Genomic DNA, 22,656 nt, shown 5'->3' on the forward strand with positions numbered 1-22,656 from the left:
TTTACTTTTTATGATTTCTAAGGAGCTGATTTATCTGGACACTATTATCAAAACAATCATTGCCGCTGGCGGGGCAGTAATATCATTTCTACTTGGAGGATGGACACAGCTTATGACAGTGCTTGTTATATTTATTGCTATTGATTTTCTGCTGGGGGTGACTTTGGCAGCAAAAGAAGGGAAAGCCGCCAGCCGAGAGTTATGGTTAGGGGTCACACGTAAGATAGGGACACTTTCCATTGTAGCAGTAGCTCATATGTTAGATACAATTATAGGAGATGCTCATCTGATCCGAGATGCTGCCATCTTTTTTTATTTGGCTGGGGAACTACTTAGTCTTATTGAAAATGCTGGTCAGTTGGGAGTACCTATTCCACCGATTATTAGTAAAGCAGTGGAAGTACTGCGTGGCAAAGGTGTAGAAAAGGAATGAGTGTGCCGCAATTAATTATTGATGCAGGTCATGGTGGCGTCGATCCAGGTGCGTCCGGTAATGATATTGTTGAGAAACAAATGGTATTGGATATATCGTTATACCAATTTCGTAGATTTAAAGAATTAGGGATGTCAGTAGCATTAACACGTCAAACGGATATAACACTAGAACCTAACCAACGTACTACTATCGTTAAAAATAGCGGAGCTAAGCATTGCATCAGCAATCATATTAATGCAGCTACATCGAATACAGCGAGTGGAGCTGAGTTCATTCACAGCATTTATTCTAATGGCAAACTGCCCAAATTAATGGCTAATAGTTTAGCTGAAGCTGGTCAAGTGCTACGTCCTACAACCACGTACAGCAAGCGTAACAGTAACAGTCAAGACTATTATTTTATGCATAGGCAAACGGGAAATGTGGAGACGGTCATTGTGGAGTATGGGTTTTTAACTAATAGTATGGATGCTGATCGGCTGCGAAATAACTGGAAGTCATATGCTGAAGCAATCGTAAAAGCATACTGCTTGTATGTGGGGCATGGTTATGTAGCACCTGTTGTAAGTCAGAAGGAAAGCGATCTAATCTATACTGTAGTTAATGGGGAAAAGTTAGAATTTCAAGGCAAGTTGATCGACGGTGTTACGTATGTCCCTGTTCGTTCTATCGCTGAAGCGCTCGGAGCAAGTGTGAGCTGGGATAGTGAGGCAAGGACTGTAACGATTAATAAATGAAAAGGTACCCGCCCATGGTCAAAATAATATATTTTGTATCCATGGGATTCATGGAATCCATCGAATACGCGGAATAAACAAAACAGTATGCTCTAATTATAACCCGTTCCTTTAGTGTGGATATGCCTCCATCATTGTAACAGTAGAAGTTTTAGTATTTCTATTATCTACTATGTTGGGTAGCAGCTCATACTAACTTGGACGGGTTATTTTTTTTCGGTTACTTGAACAATTAAAGCATCATCTCCACTCAGCAAATGACACTGTTTCCTCCAGTTATGTTGTGCAACGGCATTACATACTCATGAAATACAGTTTCATAGATTCTGTCTTGCTACAGTTGAGCGAAAAGTGCTCTCCTCATTCCTCCAATTACTTCTCTTATTAACGACAACCATTTTTTGCAATATTGCTTTTTCTTCTTCCGTAAAATATAGCGATATCATCTTTACCAGACCCAATGGTCATAGCGAACACAATAATTCCGATGTGAACGATAAAAGCTACTATACCTGTGGCTATTACAATCCCCATAATAATACCTAGCCGTTTGAGTATATTTTTATGTTTCTTTTGCAAAATTGCCCTTCCTTCCTTTATTTGGTACTTATATCGAGCGAATGGGTTATTGTTAGTGTAAGTAAAAATCGTTTTAATATTAATAAAACATCCATTTAAACATAAAATTGGATATAATTAAAGTATAGTAGCTGCCTTTAATGTATTTGAAGCAATTAGGATGGTTTAGTGTTGATTGAGCTTGTTTTAAGGATATCCGACAACTAACCAAACAGATGAACAGATAGATTGTTTTCAGCTGCTTACGATGCCAATGAAATTAACAGGTACTATTAGAAGGGAAGATAGATTGTGAATAAAAAACACATTGGAATAATGGTTGCTTCATTAGCATTAGCTATTACCATTGGGGGAGTTGTGGCAGTTACAGTAAAAGAAAAGCGGTATGATGGGCAAGGGTTCAGTACAGCAGTTTCATCTCAAGCTACTACTTTGGCAGAAGAATTTTGGAATGTTGATTTGATTATACGAGGAACTGTTGTGAGTGAAGGAGAAACTTATTCGCAAGATACAGGAATAGCGACGAAGAGGGGGAATTCTATGCTTATTACGCCCGCTACCATTCAAGTAGACAAAGTTTTATATGGTGAAATAGATAAAACAGAGATAACATATTTACAACATGGTTCAACGGATGATCCAATTGAGAGTGGGAAAATGGTTAAGCCATTAGAAGACGTTCTACTAATTCTAAATAGAACTACTACTGGAGCATATTGGTCATATAATTTTGATGATGGTATTTGGAGAGTTAAGGATGGAAAAGTGAAGTCGGATTCACAATCAGAATTGTTAAATAGTAATGGCGAGAAGGAACAGCAATTAGAGAAGTTTATCCGTAAAATAACAAAAGCAGCCAAGAATAAAAAGAAATCGAGTGACGAGCCAGATATATAAATATAATTTATAAAAGCGATCTTATTGTGATTCGTCTGTCTTAATTATTTCATAAAGAGGTTGGCGAGAAGTGAGCGAGGTTATCTGGTGGAAAAAAACTACGGATCGCCTTTGTGAGAGCTATTTTCCTAATGTAACTTAAACCTAGATGGCAGGATCGTACTTGATAGCTAAAATAAAGCAAGAGCATTGCAATCTAAATATTTAGATTGCAGTGCTCTTTAGTAGTGTAAGAGTTTTGATTGCTCATTAGCAATTAATCCAAGATACAAACAATATATTCCCCTCGACCATCTCCTGGTTTAATGACGCTTAAGTCTTTAAGCCTTGAAAGGTTTTTAGCAATACTCGAGGTAGAAGCGTTTAGCGTATCATCAAATAATTGCCGATGAAATATCTCGCCGTCCTCCATTCTACTAATCAATTCGAACATTGTTTTGGCATGCCCTTTACCGAGCACTTCTCGAATATGTTTTATACGATCATGACGTTGCAGTTCGTTAAGAACCTTAGTCAGCGATGCATTGACACATTCTAAATAAAAAACTAGAAATGGTTTTAGGTTGCCCTGCGTTGCCGCCATTAGCGTATCATAATAATCTTCGATTCTTTTGTCAAAAAACTCTTCTACACTAAACGCATCTTTTATAGTAGCTAAGTCGTTGTGGATTAAACCAACCAAAGTAGAAAATGCTCTCGCTGTTCTTCCATTGCCATCAGGAAATGGATGGATATAACCAATGAAATGATGAGTAATTCCAGATATGATCAATGGATGAAGTATTTTATCATGATTAATGTGGATCGTTTCATATGGACTAGAATATCCGGTTACACTGGTATAGAGCCAAGCAAAGTAAGCCCGCATAAGCCGCGGAATTTCATTAAATGCTGGAGGTTCATAACTGACCTGACCATCACCATCTTGAAGCGCTACGGGAATATTTCTATAACCCTCTGGATAACCAGTTAAGTCATTCATTAGAGTAGCATGCATGTTGATCAAAACGGGTTCATCCATATCTGAAAAATCCTTGTTGGGATCTAAACTATAAATATATTCATATGTTTGAAACACATTTTTAACTTCGATTTGTGCTTTTTGTTTAATTGACAAGGGGTTAGTTTTATAGTGCTGATAAAGTTGAAATACTTCTTTGAACTCCAGTTTGTTTTGCTCAATTTTGGTAGTGAAATGTGCTGTTCTAATTATTGCTTTATGTGAAATTGTAAGTGTTACGGGATGGTAGTTCAAACCAAGTCGGGCTAATGCTCCAATATTTCTTTCTGCTTCAAGAATGAGTTGGTGGATTTCATAATCGAAGGGATCAACTTTCGGTTGAAAGACTAATTTATTTCCCAATTTATTGAAATGCTTATAAGCAAACGTATATGTCATTTGTACACCACTCTTCACACTATAGTTTCTAACAATACCAATGCATTCTTATTTTAATTGATTGTATGTAGGCTGTACACGTTTTAAAATATTAAACCAGTTCTATTCTTTATTTAGTTTCGCACTAGCCCAAATAAATCCCTGTAAATAACTCTAAACGACCACTCTTCAAATTACATAGTAATATCAATAACGACAAAAGATAGCAGCTGAGTTATAATTGATAATGATAATCATTGATAATTGTTAATAATCGCTGATTATCAACAATTATTATAAATCCAACCTAGTAATCGATCATTATAGACAGTGGGGGAGAGGGACATTTATTTATTACATAGTTATGAAATAGTGGACGTGGTGACGAGTAGTGATGGTAGAGAGATAGATAAAGATGTAGCAATTGTCATGATAGTGGTGGAGGGAGAAGTGGAAGTAACAGTAGATGATCGAATATATGCTTTGTCACAAGATAGTTTGCTCGTTATTCAAGCGAGGGAGAGGTTAGTGATTGCTGCGCAAGGAGGAGTTTATCGGCTCGTTTGTTTTCGTAATTTTTTGTTAAGTTCGACAGCAGATAGTTTAGTTTATAGGCGAGATCATGCACGGTTCAACGAACAATTTATTTGGTATAGAGGAGTAACGGAGGCGATTGGACAATCGTTTTTGACTTTGCAAAAGAAGGCTACAGTACTGCAATTTCAGTTGTTATTAGAACTGATTAATAAGCAATATGAAAATGTGGAGAGAAAAGATGCAGAGCAGCCATTTACAGTGATTGTGGATTTTATAAGGCAGCATGCTGCGGAGCCACTTACAAGGCGATTAGTCGCCAAACGATTTGGGTATAATGCTAATTATTTTTCGGAAAGCTTTAAGAAGGAAGTGGGTTGGGGATTTAATGAGTTTGTGTCTCATGTGAGAATAGAAAAAGCTAAGTTCCAGCTACTGAGTACAACGAAGTCGATTCAAGATGTGGCGAAGGAAGTAGGTTATGAAGATAGTTTATATTTGAGTCGAAAATTTAGTCGAGCAGTTGGGTTAGCTCCGAGCAAGTTTCGTGATCATACACGGCTGGAAAATGTTGTAGCGCTTCAATTTACTGGTTGTTTGTTAGCTTCTGGCATGAAGCCGGCAGCTGTTTTATCTTCTTATTATAATGTGCCGCAATTATTACAACCGCAAGTTGCTGATGTCCAGCAACTCTCTCCTAGTTGGTATAAAGAAGCAGTAACGTGGGAGCAAGGATCGCCTGATCTGATTATTGCTTCTATCCATCATTATCCTAATAGAAATTATATAAAAAGTTTGGAAAGTGTTGCTCCGGTTGTAGCGCTCGAATGGAGTACGTATGACCGTATGGAAGAAGTGCGGATGATTGCTCGTTTAGTTGGACGGGAAGAACAGGCAGAGGCATGGATTGCTAGCTATAAGCAAAAAGTCGTGGAAGCAAAATATCAGTTACGTGCTAGTTTGGCTCCTGCAACTACTGTTGGTTTGTATGAATTGCGAAATCATGGACGTGTTGGTTTGTGGAGTGTGAATACGAGAGGAGCATATAATCTTTATCGAATGTTGCAGCTGCCAGCGCCAGAGCGGATTGCCCAGGAAGTATTGGCGCATAATCGAGATAGGATGATTGAGGAGCAGGAAGTTCCTTTGTATGCGGCGGATGTTATGTTTGTTATTGTCCATTGTTTGGAGCAGAAGCAGCGTCTTTATAATGAACTATGGTCATCTTTGCCAGCGATGCAACAGCAAAAAGTGTATGTACTGGAGTTAGCTGATTTTTGGTCGGGGGAAGGGGTGGCGCTGGAGGGGCAGTTGCAAATTCAGATGGATTATTTACTAGGTACAAAAAAATCTGACATTTATCTATAAGGAAAGACTGATAATTGTCTATAGCTATATGAGTAGTAATTGGTTATTATTCTATTGATAATAATTATCAATATCAACAACCAAGGGGACGGGATGTGACAGCTACATAAGTTGTTATTAGTGATGAAGACAGGAGTAGAGAAAAGGTGAGATTAGTTGATAGACACGACGAAAGTAAGTCGCAGTCAGACAATACAGCGACCGTATGTTAGTAGTCGACCGATTGCCGCAACTTTAATTTTAACGGTAGGTATTATCTTTTTGTTAGTAAGTATCGCTATTTCTATTTCATTTGGCGCAGCAGATATTTCGCTTCGTGATGTTTGGCAGGCGGTATTTCATTTTGACAATACGATCCACGATCAGCAAGTTATTCAAGAACTTCGCCTTCCACGTGTTCTCGGAGCATTACTTGTAGGAGCTAGTTTTGCGGTGGCAGGAGCGTTGATGCAGGGGATGACTCGCAATCCATTAGCTGATTCGGGTTTGCTAGGGCTCAATAGTGGTGCGGCACTGGCGATGGCGGTTTGTTTTGCTTTATTTCCTGATACTTCATATATATGGTTAATGGTATTTTCCTTTATCGGTGCAGCGGTTGGAGCAGCTATCGTATTTGGCGTAGGAACGATGCCAAGAGGCGGATTAACACCGGTACGGTTAGTATTAGCCGGAGCGGCAATTAGTATATTGTTTAGTGCAATTAGTGAAGGGATTTCGCTATATTTTCGGATTGGACAAGATTTAGCGTTTTGGTTTGCAGGCGGTGTATCGGGAACGAGATGGTCACATTTAACGGTATTAGCACCTGTTGTCATTATTGCGATTGGTTGTGCGGTAGCGTTGTCTCGATCGATTACACTGCTTAGTTTAGGTGATGAAATTGCAACTGGTCTTGGTCAAAAAACACAGCTCATTAAATTAAGTGGTACTTTGCTCGTATTAGTATTAGCAGGTGCGGCTGTATCTGTTATTGGTCCAGTTGGCTTTGTCGGTTTAATTATTCCACATCTTACGCGTTATATTGTTGGTGTTGATTATCGGTTCATTATTCCATGCTCTGCTGTGCTTGGAGCGTTACTAATGGTATGGGCAGATTTTGCTGCTCGTATCATTAATCCACCATATGAAACTCCAGTAGGTGCATTAATATCGCTTATCGGTGTTCCTTTCTTTCTTTATCTCAGTCGTAAAGAAAGGAGAACTTTGTAATGAAGGATCGCAAAGTGAGACGAAATATATATGTGTTACTGACGTTTATGCTGCTTATTATGGTGACGTTTTTTATAAGTGTAAATACAGGACATATTCGATTAGCACCTAATGAAGTATTAACGACATTATTTGGTGGGGGGACGGATAAGCAACATACGATTTTATTTGACTTTCGGCTGCCACGGATTGTTTTGTCCATTTTAGTAGGTGCGGCATTAGCGGTTTCTGGTGCAGTGATGCAAGGAATAACTCGTAACGCATTAGCTGATCCAGGCATTCTCGGTATTAATGCAGGTGCCGGATTGATGGTTTTAATCTATGTTGCTTATTTCCCAGCAGCTTTGGGTGGACATCTGTTAATGTTGCCACTGTTAGCTTGGCTAGGAGCTGCGATTACAGCAACCATTATTTATATGCTTGCTTACAAATGTGGGGAAGGGGTAGCGCCAACGAGGATGTTAATGGTCGGAATTGCTATAGCTGCTGGAATTGGTGCTTTTACAATTGTTATTACGTTAGTGCTATCTCCTGATGAATATCAGTTTGTTGCTACTTGGATGGCAGGCAGTATTTGGGGGAAAAACTGGTTTTATGTTTTAGCGTTACTTCCATTTGTATTAGTATTGTTACCATTTGTTTTTGTGAAAGCTTCTGTTATTAATCTATTAAATCTAGATGATGCTTTAGCTAATAGTTTAGGGGTAGCGGTAGAGAAAGAGCGGCGGTTGTTATTGTTTGCTGCCGTTGGGTTGGCTGGAACAGCTGTTTCTGTCAGTGGTGGCATCGGGTTTGTTGGTTTAATTGCGCCGCATTTGGTCAGACGATTAATTGGACCGAAACATCAGTTTTTGTTGCCAACAGTTGCTGTTGTCGGAGGTTTTTTAGTATTGCTTGCTGATACCGTCGGTCGTTCGATTATTCAGCCGGCAGAAGTGCCAGCAGGTATTGTTGTTGCGGTGCTAGGAGCACCATACTTTTTGTATTTATTAGCTCGATCCAAAAAATAAGGGGGATGACGATACTGAAACAGTTTTTTGCTTATTACAAACCTTACAAGTGGCTGTTTATTGTTGATTTCTCCTGTGCTATTGTGGCGGCATTGTTAGAGTTAGCATTTCCACTAGCATTGAATCGAGTAATTGATGATTTATTGCCGACTGGTCAATGGTCTATTATCTTATTTGCTTGCTTCGGACTGTTAGTTATTTATGTGTTGAGTGGTGCATTACACTTTGTCGTTACTTATTTCGGTCATAAACTCGGTATAAACATTGAATCGGATATGCGCAAAAAGTCGTTCGATCATGTTCAGAAATTATCGTTTCGGTTTTTTGATAATAACAAAACAGGGCATCTAGTGTCGCGAATGACCAATGATTTAATGGATATTGGCGAAATTGCTCATCATGGACCAGAAGATTTATTTATTGCTGTGATGACGTTGACGGGTGCATTTGGTTTAATGTTAACGATTAATTGGCAACTGGCTATTTTGACGTTTATTATTATTCCCTTTTTAATTACTTTATCGATTTACTTTAGTAAAAAAATGTCTGCTGCTTTTTCACAATTTTTCAAAGATATTGCTGATTTTAATGCCCGTGTAGAAAATAACGTAAGTGGTATTCGTGTTGTACAAGCTTTTGCAAACGAGCAATTTGAAATGGATCGCTACGCTGTAAATAATGAACGTTTTCGACGTACGAAATTAGTTACGTATAAAGTAATGGCTTGGAATGCTTCCGTTAGTCATATTTTGCGCAAAGCAATCTCCATTTTTGTATTAGTTTGTGGTACATGGTTTGTTATTTATAAGTCGATGACGTTTGGCGAGTTTATGGCCTTTGTCTTGTTATCGAACATCTTTTTAGGACCGATTCAGCAAATTAATTCCGTTATCGAAACGTATCCGAAAGGAATTGCTGGATTTCGCCGCTTTCAAGAGTTGTTACAAACTGCACCGGACGTAGAAGATCGTGAAGGAGCAGTATCTGTTGATACAGTGCAAGGCAATATTAGCTACAAGCAAGTAAGTTTTTCTTATGAACAAGGGGAACCGTTATTACAAAACATTAGCTTTGCTGTAAAGCAAGGAGAAACTGTCGCATTAGTAGGACCATCTGGTGGTGGAAAAACGACTATTTGCAATTTGCTTCCCCGCTTTTATGAAGTAACTGCCGGCAGCATTACGATTGATGGGATCGATATTCGAGATATGACGTTAGCTTCTTTACGCAAAAACATTGGGGTAGTACAACAAGATGTTTTCTTATTTGACGGAACGATTCGAGAAAATATTGCTTATGGAAAATTGGAGGCGACAGAAGAGGAAATTTGGCAAGCAGCCCGCCGGGCACAGATGGAATCATTAATTATGGAGTTGCCAGATGGATTAGATACATGGATTGGTGAGCGGGGGGTGAAGTTATCCGGAGGACAAAAGCAACGTTTATCGATTGCACGAATGTTTCTCAAAAACCCACCGATTTTAATTTTAGATGAGGCGACATCGGCACTAGATACCGAAACAGAAGCAGCTATTCAGCAAGCATTGGCGGAATTATCCGTTGGTCGTACGACATTGGTCATTGCTCACCGCTTGGCGACGATTAAAAATGCTGATCGGATTCTCGTTATATCCAAAGTAGGTATTGAAGAAGAAGGAACGCATGAACAATTGTTAGCGAATAACGGTTTGTTTGGTCGATTACACCGTGCGCAATATGAGATGTAAACTTTTGAAAAGTGACAATTAAAATAGAGGGGTAGTTGGAATATGAAAAAAGTAAGTTTAGCTTTAGTAATGGTAGCAGCAATGATGATAGCCGCTTGTAGTAATAGTGGAGCACCAGTAACGAATAAAGAACAAAATACAGCGAAGCAAGCGGACAAGGTCGAACCAGTAGCAATAACTCGTATCATTAATACCGTCATGGGAGAAGTGGAAGTTCCAACGGAACCACAACGAGTGGTCGTCGATTGGGACTTGGGACATATTGTTGCATTAGGTATAGAACCAGTAGGAGCGTCAAAAACGACGTTAGACTTTGGCTTGTTGTTAAAACAATTTATTACGGATAAAACAGAAGAAATAGGTCGGGATGGACAAGTATCTTATGAAAAAGTATTAGAATTAAATCCTGATTTAATTATTACATGGAATCGTGAGCAAGTAAGTGAATATGCAAAAATAGCTCCAACCGTAGTATTTGAAACAAAAAAATATGCTAATATGCATGAACAATTACGAGGTATGGGAGAAATATTGAATAGACAAGCAGAAGCAGACAAGTGGCTAGCAGAGTTTGATGAACGAATCGCAAAAGCTAAAGAAAAAATTAAAGAGGCTATTCCTTCAGGGGCTACGTTTTCGATTATCGATGCTGCCACGCTTAAAGATGCTATCGTTGTTGGAGAAGCAACAGAGCGTGGTGGGTTAGCTGCATATCAAGCATTGGGGCTTACACCGCAAGAAAAGGTAAAAACGGAATTAATCGATAAAGGAGAAAGTCGTGCAGAAGTTTCTTGGGAAGCGATTAATCAGTTTGCTGGCGATTACATTTTTCTGATCACACAAGGTGAGGACGTTAAACCGGAATTGCCGAGTACATGGAATTCATTGGAGGCAGTGAAAAACGGTAATGTGATGGAACTATACATGAAAGAGTTTTTTGTAGGTGATCCTGTTTCTACGTTATACCAAGCAGAAATTATGGCAGACAAAATAGTTGCTGTGGCGAAGGAGAAAAAATAATGATTCATTTATAGATTATAAAAGTAAAGTACGGTTAATTGCCGGCGCATTTACCGACGCTGCGCTCGCCGTTAATAATGCGAAATTGTTTATTGATCCGACAGCACCAAAAGTCGCTTATGTCTCGTCTCATAATTATATTTGGAAACATATAAAAGCTAGTTTAACTTTAGTAGAGTTTACGTTAAGCTAGCTTTTTTTTGTATATATTGCTCTTGTATTCAGATCAGTACTGTTTGTTATTTAAAATGCGAACGGATAAAAAATAACCGATCAATATCCAACCGATAACAATAATCGTAAACAAAATTGCAATAGTATATATGTCCAAGTCAGTGAACCAAGTGCTGATTCTTGATACAAATATTAGACTAAATAAAGCAGCGGGGATTAAATAAGAAGCTAATAAATATAATCGAGCTTGTTCCGCTCCATATTTTAAAAACAGAATAACAGCATTTGTACCAAAAATCATGGAAATACCAATGGCTAAACTAGTAGCTATCAATATATTTTCAATTGGCGTTTGTATCAATGCTTCGTTCTTACCTACAATAATTATAGCAATTATACCGAACAATATAGAAAGTACGGCACCTAATAGCGTGAAAACGAGTAAAGAAATAAACTTACTACCTACAATTACTTGGCGTGATAATGGCAATGTAAAAGCGAAACTATTCCAATGATGTCTATGATCTATAGAGAAAGAAGTAGTGCTCATCATACTACATATAACTGTGCCTGTTATAATGAAACCCGTTAATCCGTTACTGGGAGCTAAAGCAAAGGCTAAAATAAGCATCATTAGTAATAATCCACGCCCATTATTAATAACACTATACATATCTTTTAATAGTAATCCTTTCACGGTAAGATCTCTCCTTTAATACTAATCGTTATTAATTCATCCAGCGATAAATTGTCGAGTACGTAATCAGGAAATGCTTCTTCAAAAGTAGCAGTATCATTAATAACAACATGATAGATATCGTTTTTCTGTTGATAAGCAAATATCAGTTCTTTCGGTAATTGGGTGAATTGTTGGTGATGGCAACGAGCGATACCGTAGTGATGCATGAGATGATCTTTATTTTCTTGCAATAATACTTTGCCGTTGTGCATAAATAAAATATAATCCGCTATTTTTTCTAAATCACTAGTAATATGGGTGGAAAATAAAATGGAGTTTTGTTCATTTTGTATGTAATCCAAAAACAAGTCTAATATTTCAGTGCGTACAGCGGGATCAAGTCCACTAGTTGGTTCATCCAAAATAAGCAGTATAGGATGATGTGCGAGGCCAATAATAATGTTTAATTTCATCTTCATCCCTTTGGAAAATTGACGAAGTAATTGTTTTTTTTCTAAATTAAATTGTTGTAGTAAGGAGAAATAGTAGTCGGAATCCCAAGATGTATATATATGTTTCATAATATGATTGATTTTTTCTGCTGATAATTTATCGTAAAAGGCTAGCTGGTCAAATACGGTGGCAATCTGATCTTTCACTTGGATAAAGTCTTTGTTCGGGTCTTCCCAAAAGATAATATTTCCATCATCTTTTTGTAAGATATTTAACAGTAGTTTGATTGTGGAAGTTTTACCAGCCCCATTCTCGCCAATTAACCCAACAATAGAACCACTTGGTACTTGAAATGATACATTTTGAATTGAAAATTGATTCATTTTTTTGCAAAGATTATGTACAGTTACTGCATTCATCTTATTTACCTCCTTTATTCTACGTCATTCATTTGTGTTTGAAACAAATCAACTACTTGCTGTTTAGTTAGTTGCAAAGTATTTGCTAAATGAATTACTTTATCGATACTACTTTGTAGTTGGTCATATAGTTCTGCTTGTAAGTGGGTATTGCAGTCTTCTGTAATGTAAGAACCTTTGGCAAGTAAAGTTTCAATAAGACCTGCTTTTGTTAATTCATCATAAGCACGTTGTACGGTAATGACACTAACCCCTAATTGCTTCGCTAATACGCGGATAGATAAAATAGGATCGCCTGGCCGCAATGTACCAGTTAGAATAGCATCCTTTATTTGCTGTGTAATTTGTTCATAAATTGGAATGTTTTTATTTTTGTAAATAATGATTTGCAATGAATTCAACTCCCCCTTTGACAAAGTGGATAACTGTACTTATACAGTATATACAGTTTACTCGAAAAACTGTAATAAAGCAACTAATAGCAATAAAAGGAATCATTAATTGAGTATCTATTTTTCTAAGATGCTTATTTTTAGTGACCCTCTTTACAAAAAGCGGAATGTGTATTAAGATGATTAAAAGTTGCATTAGGGAAACAATTTTTACTAAGAACATAAATTTTGTTAGGGGGAAAGAAAATGTGGAAGTCGATAAAGGTTTCTCAATTATCTGTTGCTTATGATGGGAAGCAAGTGGTAAGCGACGTTAGTTTTACTATACGAACTGGTCAACTGGTTGGCATATTAGGACCTAATGGTGCTGGTAAATCGACGTTAATGAAAGCGATGCTCGGTTTAGTTCCGCGGGAACATGGCGAAATTCGGTTGGGAACAGAGCCTCTAAAGTCCATTCAAAAGAAAATAGCTTACGTACCACAGCGTTCTTCTATAGATTGGGATTTTCCAATAGTTGTACAAGATACAGTACTACTAGGGACATTCCCTAAATTGTCTTTATTCCGCCGACCTACGAAGCAAGATCGTAAATGGGCATTGCAATGTTTGGAACAAGTAGGGATGAAGGAATTTCGAAACAATCAAATAGGGGAGCTATCTGGTGGACAGCAGCAGCGTGTTTTTTTGGCAAGAGCGTTGGCTCAGGAAGCAGATGTTTTCTTTTTGGATGAACCATTTGTCGGCATCGATGTTACGAGTGAGCAAATTATTATTCGCATATTAAAGCAATTAAGAGATGAAGGTAAAACAGTGTTTGTTGTCCATCATGATTTAAGTAAAGTGACGCATTACTTTGATCATTTAATATTAATTAATAAAGAGCTAATTAGTGCTGGCACGGTAACAGAGGTGTTTCGTCCAGAACAATTACAACGAGCTTATCAAGCTCCGGTTATGGCGTTTAGTGAAGGTGGTGTCGGTTAACAATGGAATTTTTTCAAGATATAATGACGTATTCTTTTTTACAGAAAGCGTTAATTACATCGATTGTAGTAGGTATTATTTGTGGAATTATTGGTAGTTTTATTGTCTTAAAAGGGCTTGCCTTAATGGGCGATGCAATATCCCACGCGGTATTACCAGGGGTTGCTGTTTCTTATATGTTAGGGATAAATTTTTTCTACGGCGCAGTGATGTCTGGTTTGCTCGCTTCGGTTGGGATCGGAGTAATTAAACAAAATAGCCGTGTGAAAAGTGATTCAGCTATTGGTATTGTATTTTCAGCCGCATTTGCGTTAGGGATTATTTTAATTACGGTCGCCAAAAGTGCTACCGACTTAACCCAAATTTTATTTGGTAATGTGTTGTCTGTTCGTTCGTCTGATATGTGGATAACGATTATCGTAGCGATTATTGTCATAGGAGCGGTTTATTTATTTTATAAGGAGCTGCTTGTCTACAGTTTTGATGAAACGATGGCTCAAGCTTATGGTTTAAAAACAGGTTGGATTCATTACGGGATTATGGTGTTGTTAACGTTAGTAACTGTAGCTTCGCTGCAAACGGTTGGCGTTATATTAGTCGTATCGATGTTAGTGACACCAGCTTCTACTGCTTATTTATTAACGAATCGGATGTCTAATATGATTGTGTTATCAGCGTTGTTCGGAGCACTATCAGCCATTATTGGTTTATACGTTAGCTTTGTATATAACTTGCCATCTGGACCAGTCATTGCATTGGTGGCGACCATATTATTTTTAATTGTATTTTTATTATCTCCAAAGCAAGGAGTGCTACGCAGATTTTTGGTAAAACAGAAAGTAAACACGCACAAAGTAGCTTAAAAAAAGAAGTATGAAAAAGATATTTAAAATTGAAACTTAAAAAATGAAAAAACAAGAGAAAAGGGAGAAGTGAGATGAAACGTAACAAATTATGGACATTTATAATGGTGTTGGCGATAACGGCGCTCGTAGCTGCTTGTGGAGGAAAAACGAATGAGAACGGGAATGGTAATCCACCAACAAAGGATACTAATGAGTTAGGTAAGGATGTTGTACAACAAGATCAGTTGCAAGTGGTAACATCATTTACGATTATTCAAGACTTAGCTAGAGAAATCGGTGGAGATGATGTAGCTATTTATAATTTAGTGCCAACTGGAACAGATCCTCATGAATATGAACCACTGCCAGAAGATATTAAGCGTGCATCGGATGCCGATATTTTATTTTATAACGGGCTTAATTTAGAAGGTGGAACAAGTGGCTGGTTTTTTAAGATGGTGGATGCCGTAGGACAAAAAGAAGAAAATATTTTTAACTTAACAGAACGAGTAGAACCATTGTATATTGGAGGTTCTGATGGACATGAGGCAGAGATAAATCCACATGCTTTTATTGACCCAGCTGTTGGAGTAAAGATGGCCGAGGATATGCGAGATGCATTTGTCAAGAAAGATCCAGAACGGGAAGCACGTTATATCGAGCGGGCAACTACTTATATTGAGCGATTAAAAAAGATGGATAAACTTTATGCAGAGAAGTTTAATGAAATTCCAGCAGAGAAGCGGGTGCTTGTAACGAGTGAGCGTGCTTTTCAATATATGACGACCAACTATGGTTTGGAAGAAGCGTTTATCTGGGAAATTGATACGGAAGAAAATGGATCTCCCAAACAAATTAAAGAACTGGTCACGTTTCTAAAGCAAGCAAATGTACCTGTATTATTTATTGAATCAAACGTCGATCCGCGTCCAATGGAAACAGTAGCTAATGAATCTGGTGTCCCGATTGCTGAAAAACGAATTTACTCTGATGAAATTGGAAAACCGGGCGATGAAGTAGATACGTATATGAAATATTTGCAATATAATATTGATTTGATTCATAGTGAGTTAACAAAGGAACGATAGGAATAGAGAACAATCAAACCATTAATTGCCGATACTTGGTAGGTGTCATGTGAGTAAGTAATTTGAATTGTCTTATAAAGGTGTTCATATGTTGATAGCCGATTAGTTCCGTAATTTCACCAATGGATAAAGTCGTTTTTTCAAGATAATATCTTGCTTTCGTTATTCTGAATTGTGAAATATACTCATAAGGGGTTAAGCCCATTTTCCGTTTGAAGGCGCGAATGAATGCGTAAGTGGAAAGGTGAACCACCTGTGCTAGTTGTTGCACCGTCAGTTGCTCCATATAATGCTGGTGAATATAATCTACGGAGTCGGCTATCGTTTTATCGATAGAATCGGATAGTTTGGATGTCGGAATGAAGGTGACATTATGATGCAAAGTAGCTAGAACATCGGTTAATGCTGCTGTCATTTTCAAATCACTATGTATGGAATAGTGCGTTGCGAGTGATAGAATGAGGTCAATTTGTTCCTCCACATTGTTTAAAGCTGAAAAAGGTAATAGCTGTATGCTATGTTTATTTATAATAGTTTCATAATTAGTATGTGGTAGTTCTTCGAAGCGGACCCACTTTGTCTCCCAATTATCTCCCGTACATTCGTACATATGTAATTCGCTACAATCAATAATAAAAGCATCGCCTGCTTCTACAGTTAGTTGTACTCCTCGATAATACAGCAGCCCTTGTCCAGCTAAAGTAATCAGCAGAATACGATGATCTAGCCCTCTCCGCTCTACGCGATAACCTTGCAAACAAAAATAATGTCCACACGCAATGATCCGAATCGGTAACGATCCAGCAATGGAACTAGTCGTATGTAGCAGGTGCAAAGAATCTTCACTAATAATATCAGCAACTTTACTGTAAACATGACTCATCGGGATAACCTCCGCAATTTTTATGTATTTTCAGCTTATTATTATCGATGTAATTTTATCATACCTTAAATATAATGAAAGCAATAGAGGCATCACTTGATGCAATAGAAGGGAGCGTGACAGATGGAAAAACAATCGTTGGATGAATGTTTATATCAAATAGATCGGAACGATAATGTTTGTGTTGCGTTAGCTGATTTGCCAGCAGGAGTAATACGGGTTAATGGAACAGCACGATTACAGCAATTAGATGTGAAAGCTGAGCTGACAAAAGGACACAAAGTGGCTAATCAGTTTATTGCAGAGACACAAGCTATTATAAAATACGGCGTTGTAGTTGCTATTGCTACTACAGATATTGAAGCGGGGGAGTGGGTACATCTGCATAATTGTAAAAGTGCCTACGATGAACGATCAGCTTCGCTTGATTTGCACTCAGGAGCACCGACCGATATTTCTTATAGTTAAAAGGTAGGAGGCGAATGGAATTATTGAATACAAATATAGAGTGGCAAGGGTATGCGCGTAAAAATGGACGAAAGGGCATTCGTAATAAAATATTAGTAATGTATACGGTGGAGTGTGCTTCATTTGTAGCGAAAGAAGTGGGCATACATTTTCGCAATACGAATATCGATGTGGATGTAGTCGGGTTTACTGGTTGTACAGATAATCAGTATGCACTAAATATGTTACTAGCGCTTATTCGCCACCCTAATGTTGGAGCAGTGTTGGTCATTGGGCTTGGCTGTGAATATTTGCAGGCGGATAAATTAGCGGCGATTGCGAAGGAAGAGGAGAAGCCAGCGCAGTCTTTGTTAATTCAAAATAGTGGTGGAACGATAACGTCTATTGCTGAAGCAAAAGAAATGGTTACGATTTTACATGAACAATTAAGGAACAAAACGGTGCGCGTTACTATGTCGGTGGACGAGTTAGTCATTGGGGCGGAATGCGGCGGATCGGACTATACATCAGGTCTTGCAGGTAATGTAGTCGTTGGCAGTGTGTTTGATTATATAGTGGAGCAAGGCGGCACGGCAATCTTCGAGGAAATTGTAGAAGCTATTGGATTGAAAGATATGTTAGTAAGTCGAGGTAAAACGAAGCAAGTTGGTGAGCAGTTGCTCACTACGTATAATAAAATGCTTGATTATTGTAAAAGTGTGCGGCAATATTCTGTTTCACCAGGTAATTTCGCTGGTGGTTTAACGACGATAGAAGAAAAAAGTATGGGCGCTTTTGTAAAAAGCGGTTCGAAACCGATTGCAGGTGTACTGAAAGTAGCGCAATCTGCTCCAGAGCAAGGGTTGTGGTTACTGGACAGCGTACCTGATCCAACGTATATGAGCTTTGGTTACACTAATCCAAACGATAGTGAAGGATTAATGGATTTAGTTTGTAGTGGAGCGCATGTTTTGTTGTTTGTTACAGGTAGAGGAACGGTAGTAGGAAGCGCTGTTAGTCCAGTTATTAAAGTAACGGGAAATCGTCATACTTATCGAAGGATGAGCGATGATATTGATTTTTGTGCCAGTGATATGTTAACTGGGGAAGCTACTTTAGCAGAGCTGACTTCGGCATTGTTTCAGATGATTATCTCGACTTGTCAAGGCGAGCAGACGAAAGCAGAATTACTTCATCATAAAGAATATTATATTCCATATAAATATCAATCGGCAGGAACAAATTGTGAGGGGTGAAAGATTGGGAGATCATAAGTTAAATCGATTTAGTTTAGTTGAAGAACGAGATCCTGAAAGAAGTGCAAAAATATTGGGAAGAACACCGATGGGCAAGTCTGGAAAGCCCGAGGATATCGGATTATAAGCCAAACTATACAAATTACCTCTCACTTTCCTTGTTAAAGTTGGGAGGTAATTGTTATAATGACTCCTCTAATTATGATAGAATAATAGTGATAGTTATTGCGAACATGATTATGTTATAAATGAGGAGCGGGTAGTATGAAGACAATTGGATTGATTGGTGGAATGAGCTGGGAAAGTACGGTTACTTATTATCAAATTATTAATCAAGTAGTTGCTGAAAAGCTCGGTGGTTTGCATTCCGCAAAGTGTATACTTTATAGTGTTAATTTTGCAGAAATAGAGCAGCTTCAACGTAACAATCAATGGGCGGAAAGTGCAGCAGTGCTAGGAGAAGCAGCGAAAAAATTAGAGGTTGCGGGTGCTGATCTGATTGTTATTTGTACAAATACGATGCATAAAGTAGCGGATATGATTCAAGCGCATATTACTATTCCACTTCTTCATATTGCGGATGCTACAATCGAGAAATTAACGAAGCAGCAAGTGTCAAGTGTCGCTTTATTAGGAACGAAATATACGATGACGCAAGATTTTTATAAAAGTAAAATAATAGATCAAGGTATTGCCGTACATATTCCAGAAGCAGCAGATATCGAGATCATTAACACGATTATCTTTCATGAATTGTGCCGTGGACATGTATTAGATGAATCGCGAGAACAATATAAACGAGTGATCGAAAGTTTGGTAGCGAAAGGTGCACAAGCTATTATTTTGGGATGTACGGAAATAGGAATGTTAATTAAACAAGCGGATGTTGCAATCCCGATATTTGATACGACGATTATTCATGCTGAAAAAGCAGTCGAGTTAGCAATGCAATAACGATAGATTTGCAAATTGAGAGATCCGCTGCATGAAACATATAAGTTAATAACGTTGACGGAGGAAGAACAACAGAAGTTGCAACAGTTTCGTGCGGCGTTACGTGCTTCTGGACTGAGAATAAATATCCAATATAAGGTTGATATGAAATATTTCACAAAGCAATTGAAGCAATTGCATGTGGAAATGGGTTTGTAAATATCCGTACCTATTTTCCACCTATTAATAACCGCAAGTAAGGAACTTAACGAGGACCAGTCCTTTCGTAAGTATCCTACTTGCGGTTTTTTTATATCTGTTATGCTGTTTTTTGTTTATTACTCATTCTAATAAATATTTTCACTATTTCGTTGATTAGTAATGGGATTAAACCAAGTACGAATACGAGTCCCCAATCCGCTAAGCTTAAGTTTTGTACTTTGAAAGCATTAGCTAGAAAAGGAATGGAGATAACGGATAGTTGTAATAGTAACCCCGCTATAATGGCTCCAATTAAAAACTTGTTCGTAAATATGCCGACTTGGAAAATCGATTTGGTAGCACTTCTCATCGACAACGAATAGAACAACTGCGACGCTGCGAGGACGACGAAAGCCATCGTTCTTGCATAAGTTAAAGCATCTTCAGAAATATCTTTGGATGTTAAACTAAAACCGAATTCGTTTAATCCAAGGTAGAACGCTACTAATGTAAGGATACCGATGAGTAATCCACCAAGAATTGCTCTTAATCCTGCGCCGTGAGCGAAGAAGCTTTCTTTGGGATCACGTGGTTTGTTTTTCATAATATCTTTGTCACCAGGATCAATACCAAGCGCAATTGCTGGCAATGTATCGGTAATTAAGTTTATCCACAATATTTGGGTCGGTAATAAAGGGATAGGCCAGAAAAATAAAACTGATGCCAGTATAGCGACTACTTCTCCAAAGTTACACGATAGTAGGAAAATAACGGCTTTCTTAATATTTTGATAAATGTTACGTCCTTCCCGTATAGCATGAACAATAGTCGTAAAGTTATCATCGGTTAAAATCATATCGCTGGCACCTTTGGAAACGTCAGTACCGGTAATCCCCATCGCCACACCAATATCAGCGTTTTTAAGTGATGGAGCATCATTCACTCCATCGCCGGTCATCGAAACGATGTTGCCATGTGATTTGAACGCTTTGACGATTTTCACTTTATGTTCCGGTGATACTCGGGCGAATACACGATAGTTATTAATATTTTTACTAAATTCATCATCTGATAGTTGATCAATCTCGGCACCAGTCATACTTTGGTCGATTGACTCGGCGATGCCAAGTTGTTTGGCGATAGCAACTGCTGTATTTTTGTGGTCGCCAGTTATCATAATTGGTGTAATGCCGGCTAGCTTCGCTTCGCGAATGGAATCTTTTACTTCTAGTCTTGGTGGATCGATCATGCCGACAAAACCAAGTACTGTTAATTCTTGCTCCATTTCGTCTGGAGAAATGACCTGTTTCGTATCTTTATAAGCAGCTCCAAGTACCCGTAATGCATCATCCGACATCGTTTCGGCAACGCTCAAATATTGCTGCTTCATTTGTTCTGTTAGTGGGACAACTTCACCATTCACTAGAGCGGTCGAAGATATTTGTAGCAGCTGATCGATAGCACCTTTCGTATGGACACGATAGCCAGTAGCAGTTTTGTTCAATGTAGACATTAGTTTACGATCTGAGTCAAACGGTTTTTCGCCTACTCGTGAATGATCTTGATTGAGTTGTTTTTTACTGAGCCCACATCGATCACCTAGTACGATCAAAGCTACTTCGGTTGGATCTCCTGTCGCTTGCCCATGTTCATATGTAGCATCAGAGCAGAGAACGAAAGAAGTGACTAACTCTTGTTCATCTGTGGACAAAGTCGCTGTATCTACGGTTTGTTCTACAGCATCGGCAGGTAACTCTTTTAGTTGATTAAGTGTGTAGTATTGGACGACTGTCATTTTGTTTTGTGTTAGCGTACCTGTTTTATCAGAACATATAATGTTAACCGAACCAAGTGTTTCGACTGCCGGTAATTTTTTTACAATCGCATTTATTTTGGACATTCGCGTGACACCAAGAGCAAGTACGATTGCGACGATTGCTGGTAGTCCTTCAGGAATAGCGGCAACAGCCAAACTAATCGCTGTCAAAAACATTTCGAATAAGTCACGTTTTTGGAATAGTGCAATTACGAAAATAATGACACAGATCGCAATGGCGATAAAGCCAAGCATTTTGCCTAGTTCCTCGAGTTTTTTCTGTAGCGGTGTTAATTCTTTAATATCTTCATCCAAAATTTTAGCTATTTTACCCATTTCGGTTTCCATAGCAGTATGGACGACAACACCTTCTCCACGCCCATAAGTAACGAGTGTAGACATAAATGCCATATTTGCTTTGTCACCGATAGGTGTTTTAGGATCTTCCAATACGAGCTTAGCATCTTTCTCCGATGGAACAGATTCCCCAGTTAGTGCCGATTCTTCGATTTGCAAATTAGCACTTTCGATAAGCCGTAAATCAGCAGGTATAATTCTGCCGGCATCTAATACAACAATATCACCAGGGACGAGATCTTTTGATTCTATTTCGATTAATTCGCCATTTCTTCTTACTAATGTTTTGGCGGTAGTCATGTTTTGTAACGCTTCAATTGCCTTTTCAGCTTTATATTCTTGGAAAACACCAATAGCTGCGTTCAGCACGACGACTAATAATATAATTAACGAATCTACATATTCACCAATAACAAGCGTAACGACTGCTGCTCCTAATAATACATAGATTAGCATGTCTTTTAGTTGTTCAAAGAATAACAAAAATAAACTTTTTTTCGGCTTCCCTTTTAATTCATTAGCACCATACTTAGCTACTCTGGCTTTAGCTTCTTCTGCTGTGAGTCCCGCTGCGGGGTCAACTTGAAGCTCTTTGAGCACCTCTTCTTCTGACTTGGCGAACCACATGGACAACACTCCTTATATCCTATAGTATTACAATATTACTTCACACTATACGCTAAATAAAATCACCTCAATGATTATAAATAGTCTCTCGGAAATTAAATTTCCGCTTTAGCTCTAGTCTTTCGACTAGGGCTTTTTATTGTTTCACCCCTAAATATGGAGTGCGAACGAAGGTTCCTCTTGACAAATTCACATCACCCCAAT

The 22,656-nt window shown here is 38.2% G+C and carries 23 protein-coding genes and 1 pseudogene; 17 read left to right on the forward strand and 7 right to left on the reverse strand.

What is annotated here, in order from left to right:
- The first annotated feature begins 10 nt into the window (after nucleotides 1-10).
- A complete protein-coding gene (locus tag ACFSTH_RS13140) occupies nucleotides 11-433 on the forward strand; it encodes a phage holin family protein (RefSeq protein ID WP_377774213.1) in 423 nt (140 codons plus the stop codon).
- Entirely contained in the window at nucleotides 430-1,173 is a 744-nt protein-coding gene (locus ACFSTH_RS13145; RefSeq protein WP_377774211.1) for an N-acetylmuramoyl-L-alanine amidase, read from the forward strand. The genes ACFSTH_RS13140 and ACFSTH_RS13145 overlap by 4 nt, the downstream gene beginning before the upstream one ends.
- 384 nt (nucleotides 1,174-1,557) lie before the next feature.
- On the opposite strand, the gene ACFSTH_RS13150 is transcribed toward ACFSTH_RS13145, so the two are convergent.
- Entirely contained in the window at nucleotides 1,558-1,752 is a 195-nt protein-coding gene (locus tag ACFSTH_RS13150; RefSeq protein WP_377774209.1) for a hypothetical protein, read from the reverse strand.
- 291 nt (nucleotides 1,753-2,043) lie between these two features.
- Here ACFSTH_RS13150 and ACFSTH_RS13155 point away from each other — a divergent pair, with 291 nt between their 5' ends.
- Nucleotides 2,044-2,649, forward strand: a complete 606-nt coding sequence (locus ACFSTH_RS13155) for a hypothetical protein (RefSeq protein WP_377774207.1) — start codon at nucleotides 2,044-2,046, stop codon at nucleotides 2,647-2,649.
- A 256-nt stretch (nucleotides 2,650-2,905) separates the two neighbouring features.
- Here the strand turns inward: ACFSTH_RS13155 and ACFSTH_RS13160 are convergent, their stop codons facing one another.
- Nucleotides 2,906-4,048 (reverse strand): Fic family protein, encoded by a 1,143-nt coding sequence (locus tag ACFSTH_RS13160; RefSeq protein ID WP_377774205.1) that lies wholly within the window; start codon nucleotides 4,046-4,048, stop codon nucleotides 2,906-2,908.
- A 360-nt stretch (nucleotides 4,049-4,408) separates the two neighbouring features.
- Here ACFSTH_RS13160 and ACFSTH_RS13165 point away from each other — a divergent pair, with 360 nt between their 5' ends.
- The 6 genes and pseudogenes from ACFSTH_RS13165 to ACFSTH_RS13190 form a co-directional block, all read left to right on the forward strand.
- Nucleotides 4,409-5,929: a helix-turn-helix domain-containing protein gene (locus tag ACFSTH_RS13165; RefSeq protein WP_377774203.1), complete on the forward strand. Its 1,521-nt coding sequence runs from the start codon at nucleotides 4,409-4,411 to the stop codon at nucleotides 5,927-5,929.
- Between the two features lie 156 nt (nucleotides 5,930-6,085).
- Nucleotides 6,086-7,138, forward strand: coding sequence for a FecCD family ABC transporter permease (locus tag ACFSTH_RS13170; protein WP_377774201.1), 1,053 nt, complete (start codon nucleotides 6,086-6,088; stop codon nucleotides 7,136-7,138).
- The gene (locus tag ACFSTH_RS13175) at nucleotides 7,138-8,148 is read left to right on the forward strand and encodes a FecCD family ABC transporter permease (protein ID WP_377774199.1); all 1,011 of its coding nucleotides are present in this window, start codon (nucleotides 7,138-7,140) and stop codon (nucleotides 8,146-8,148) included. The genes ACFSTH_RS13170 and ACFSTH_RS13175 overlap by 1 nt, the downstream gene beginning before the upstream one ends.
- A gap of 11 nt (nucleotides 8,149-8,159) precedes the next feature.
- Nucleotides 8,160-9,875 carry an ABC transporter ATP-binding protein gene (locus ACFSTH_RS13180; RefSeq protein WP_377774285.1) on the forward strand — a complete coding sequence of 572 codons (1,716 nt, stop codon included), beginning with the start codon at nucleotides 8,160-8,162 and terminating at the stop codon, nucleotides 9,873-9,875.
- A gap of 42 nt (nucleotides 9,876-9,917) precedes the next feature.
- A complete protein-coding gene (locus ACFSTH_RS13185; RefSeq protein WP_377774197.1) occupies nucleotides 9,918-10,895 on the forward strand; it encodes an ABC transporter substrate-binding protein in 978 nt (325 codons plus the stop codon).
- A 7-nt stretch (nucleotides 10,896-10,902) separates the two neighbouring features.
- Nucleotides 10,903-11,088 (forward strand): annotated as a pseudogene (locus ACFSTH_RS13190) (thioredoxin reductase); the annotation flags it as partial.
- A gap of 33 nt (nucleotides 11,089-11,121) precedes the next feature.
- On the opposite strand, the gene ACFSTH_RS13195 reads toward ACFSTH_RS13190, so the two are convergent.
- The 3 genes from ACFSTH_RS13195 to ACFSTH_RS13205 are packed head-to-tail and all read right to left on the reverse strand — an operon-like array spanning nucleotide 11,122 to nucleotide 13,012.
- A complete protein-coding gene (locus ACFSTH_RS13195; RefSeq protein ID WP_377774195.1) occupies nucleotides 11,122-11,766 on the reverse strand; it encodes an ABC-2 transporter permease in 645 nt (214 codons plus the stop codon).
- Entirely contained in the window at nucleotides 11,763-12,620 is an 858-nt protein-coding gene (locus tag ACFSTH_RS13200; RefSeq protein ID WP_377774193.1) for an ABC transporter ATP-binding protein, read from the reverse strand. Before ACFSTH_RS13200 ends, ACFSTH_RS13195 begins: the two co-directional genes overlap by 4 nt.
- Nucleotides 12,621-12,634: 14 nt before the next feature.
- Nucleotides 12,635-13,012 carry a GntR family transcriptional regulator gene (locus ACFSTH_RS13205; protein WP_377774191.1) on the reverse strand — a complete coding sequence of 126 codons (378 nt, stop codon included), beginning with the start codon at nucleotides 13,010-13,012 and terminating at the stop codon, nucleotides 12,635-12,637.
- 246 nt (nucleotides 13,013-13,258) lie between these two features.
- Between ACFSTH_RS13205 and ACFSTH_RS13210 the strand changes: the two genes are divergently transcribed.
- The 3 genes from ACFSTH_RS13210 (at nucleotide 13,259) to ACFSTH_RS13220 (ending at nucleotide 15,932) form a co-directional block, all read left to right on the forward strand.
- Nucleotides 13,259-13,999, forward strand: a complete 741-nt coding sequence (locus ACFSTH_RS13210) for a metal ABC transporter ATP-binding protein (RefSeq protein ID WP_377774189.1) — start codon at nucleotides 13,259-13,261, stop codon at nucleotides 13,997-13,999.
- Between the two features lie 2 nt (nucleotides 14,000-14,001).
- Nucleotides 14,002-14,862, forward strand: coding sequence for a metal ABC transporter permease (locus ACFSTH_RS13215; protein ID WP_377774187.1), 861 nt, complete (start codon nucleotides 14,002-14,004; stop codon nucleotides 14,860-14,862).
- A 74-nt stretch (nucleotides 14,863-14,936) separates the two neighbouring features.
- Nucleotides 14,937-15,932: a metal ABC transporter solute-binding protein, Zn/Mn family gene (locus tag ACFSTH_RS13220; RefSeq protein ID WP_377774185.1), complete on the forward strand. Its 996-nt coding sequence runs from the start codon at nucleotides 14,937-14,939 to the stop codon at nucleotides 15,930-15,932.
- A gap of 13 nt (nucleotides 15,933-15,945) precedes the next feature.
- Here the strand turns inward: ACFSTH_RS13220 and ACFSTH_RS13225 are convergent, their stop codons facing one another.
- A complete protein-coding gene (locus tag ACFSTH_RS13225; protein ID WP_377774183.1) occupies nucleotides 15,946-16,815 on the reverse strand; it encodes a helix-turn-helix domain-containing protein in 870 nt (289 codons plus the stop codon).
- 123 nt (nucleotides 16,816-16,938) lie between these two features.
- On the opposite strand from ACFSTH_RS13225, the gene ACFSTH_RS13230 reads away from it, so the two are divergent.
- The 5 genes from ACFSTH_RS13230 to ACFSTH_RS13250 all read left to right on the forward strand — a co-directional run bounded on the left by ACFSTH_RS13230 (nucleotide 16,939) and on the right by ACFSTH_RS13250 (nucleotide 19,670).
- Nucleotides 16,939-17,283, forward strand: a complete 345-nt coding sequence (locus ACFSTH_RS13230) for a UxaA family hydrolase (RefSeq protein WP_377774181.1) — start codon at nucleotides 16,939-16,941, stop codon at nucleotides 17,281-17,283.
- 23 nt (nucleotides 17,284-17,306) lie between these two features.
- Nucleotides 17,307-18,518: a UxaA family hydrolase gene (locus ACFSTH_RS13235; RefSeq protein ID WP_377774179.1), complete on the forward strand. Its 1,212-nt coding sequence runs from the start codon at nucleotides 17,307-17,309 to the stop codon at nucleotides 18,516-18,518.
- 4 nt (nucleotides 18,519-18,522) lie between these two features.
- A complete protein-coding gene (locus tag ACFSTH_RS13240; protein ID WP_377774177.1) occupies nucleotides 18,523-18,645 on the forward strand; it encodes a hypothetical protein in 123 nt (40 codons plus the stop codon).
- Between the two features lie 137 nt (nucleotides 18,646-18,782).
- Nucleotides 18,783-19,472 carry an aspartate/glutamate racemase family protein gene (locus tag ACFSTH_RS13245; protein ID WP_377774175.1) on the forward strand — a complete coding sequence of 230 codons (690 nt, stop codon included), beginning with the start codon at nucleotides 18,783-18,785 and terminating at the stop codon, nucleotides 19,470-19,472.
- A 15-nt stretch (nucleotides 19,473-19,487) separates the two neighbouring features.
- Complete coding sequence (locus tag ACFSTH_RS13250) at nucleotides 19,488-19,670, forward strand: hypothetical protein (RefSeq protein WP_377774173.1); 183 nt, start codon at nucleotides 19,488-19,490, stop codon at nucleotides 19,668-19,670.
- A gap of 100 nt (nucleotides 19,671-19,770) precedes the next feature.
- Here ACFSTH_RS13250 and ACFSTH_RS13255 read toward each other — a convergent pair whose 3' ends face one another.
- Entirely contained in the window at nucleotides 19,771-22,458 is a 2,688-nt protein-coding gene (locus ACFSTH_RS13255) for a cation-translocating P-type ATPase (protein ID WP_377774171.1), read from the reverse strand.
- Nucleotides 22,459-22,656: the final 198 nt, after the last annotated feature.

It is taken from the genome of Paenibacillus yanchengensis (assembly GCF_042684845.1).
Lineage (GTDB): Bacteria > Bacillota > Bacilli > Paenibacillales > Paenibacillaceae > Pristimantibacillus > Pristimantibacillus yanchengensis.

Excerpts from the sequence above, each read along its gene's own strand:
- ACFSTH_RS13140 (WP_377774213.1), top strand. The coding sequence starts at position 11 with ATGATTTCTAAGGAGCTGATTTATCTGGACACTATTATCAAAACAATC.
- ACFSTH_RS13145 (WP_377774211.1), top strand. The coding sequence starts at position 430 with ATGAGTGTGCCGCAATTAATTATTGATGCAGGTCATGGTGGCGTCGAT.
- ACFSTH_RS13160 (WP_377774205.1), bottom strand. The coding sequence starts at position 4,048 with ATGACATATACGTTTGCTTATAAGCATTTCAATAAATTGGGAAATAAA.
- ACFSTH_RS13175 (WP_377774199.1), top strand. The coding sequence starts at position 7,138 with ATGAAGGATCGCAAAGTGAGACGAAATATATATGTGTTACTGACGTTT.
- ACFSTH_RS13185 (WP_377774197.1), top strand. The coding sequence starts at position 9,918 with ATGAAAAAAGTAAGTTTAGCTTTAGTAATGGTAGCAGCAATGATGATA.
- ACFSTH_RS13200 (WP_377774193.1), bottom strand. The coding sequence starts at position 12,620 with ATGAATGCAGTAACTGTACATAATCTTTGCAAAAAAATGAATCAATTT.
- ACFSTH_RS13210 (WP_377774189.1), top strand. The coding sequence starts at position 13,259 with ATGTGGAAGTCGATAAAGGTTTCTCAATTATCTGTTGCTTATGATGGG.
- ACFSTH_RS13215 (WP_377774187.1), top strand. The coding sequence starts at position 14,002 with ATGGAATTTTTTCAAGATATAATGACGTATTCTTTTTTACAGAAAGCG.
- ACFSTH_RS13220 (WP_377774185.1), top strand. The coding sequence starts at position 14,937 with ATGAAACGTAACAAATTATGGACATTTATAATGGTGTTGGCGATAACG.
- ACFSTH_RS13225 (WP_377774183.1), bottom strand. The coding sequence starts at position 16,815 with ATGAGTCATGTTTACAGTAAAGTTGCTGATATTATTAGTGAAGATTCT.
- ACFSTH_RS13230 (WP_377774181.1), top strand. The coding sequence starts at position 16,939 with ATGGAAAAACAATCGTTGGATGAATGTTTATATCAAATAGATCGGAAC.
- ACFSTH_RS13245 (WP_377774175.1), top strand. The coding sequence starts at position 18,783 with ATGAAGACAATTGGATTGATTGGTGGAATGAGCTGGGAAAGTACGGTT.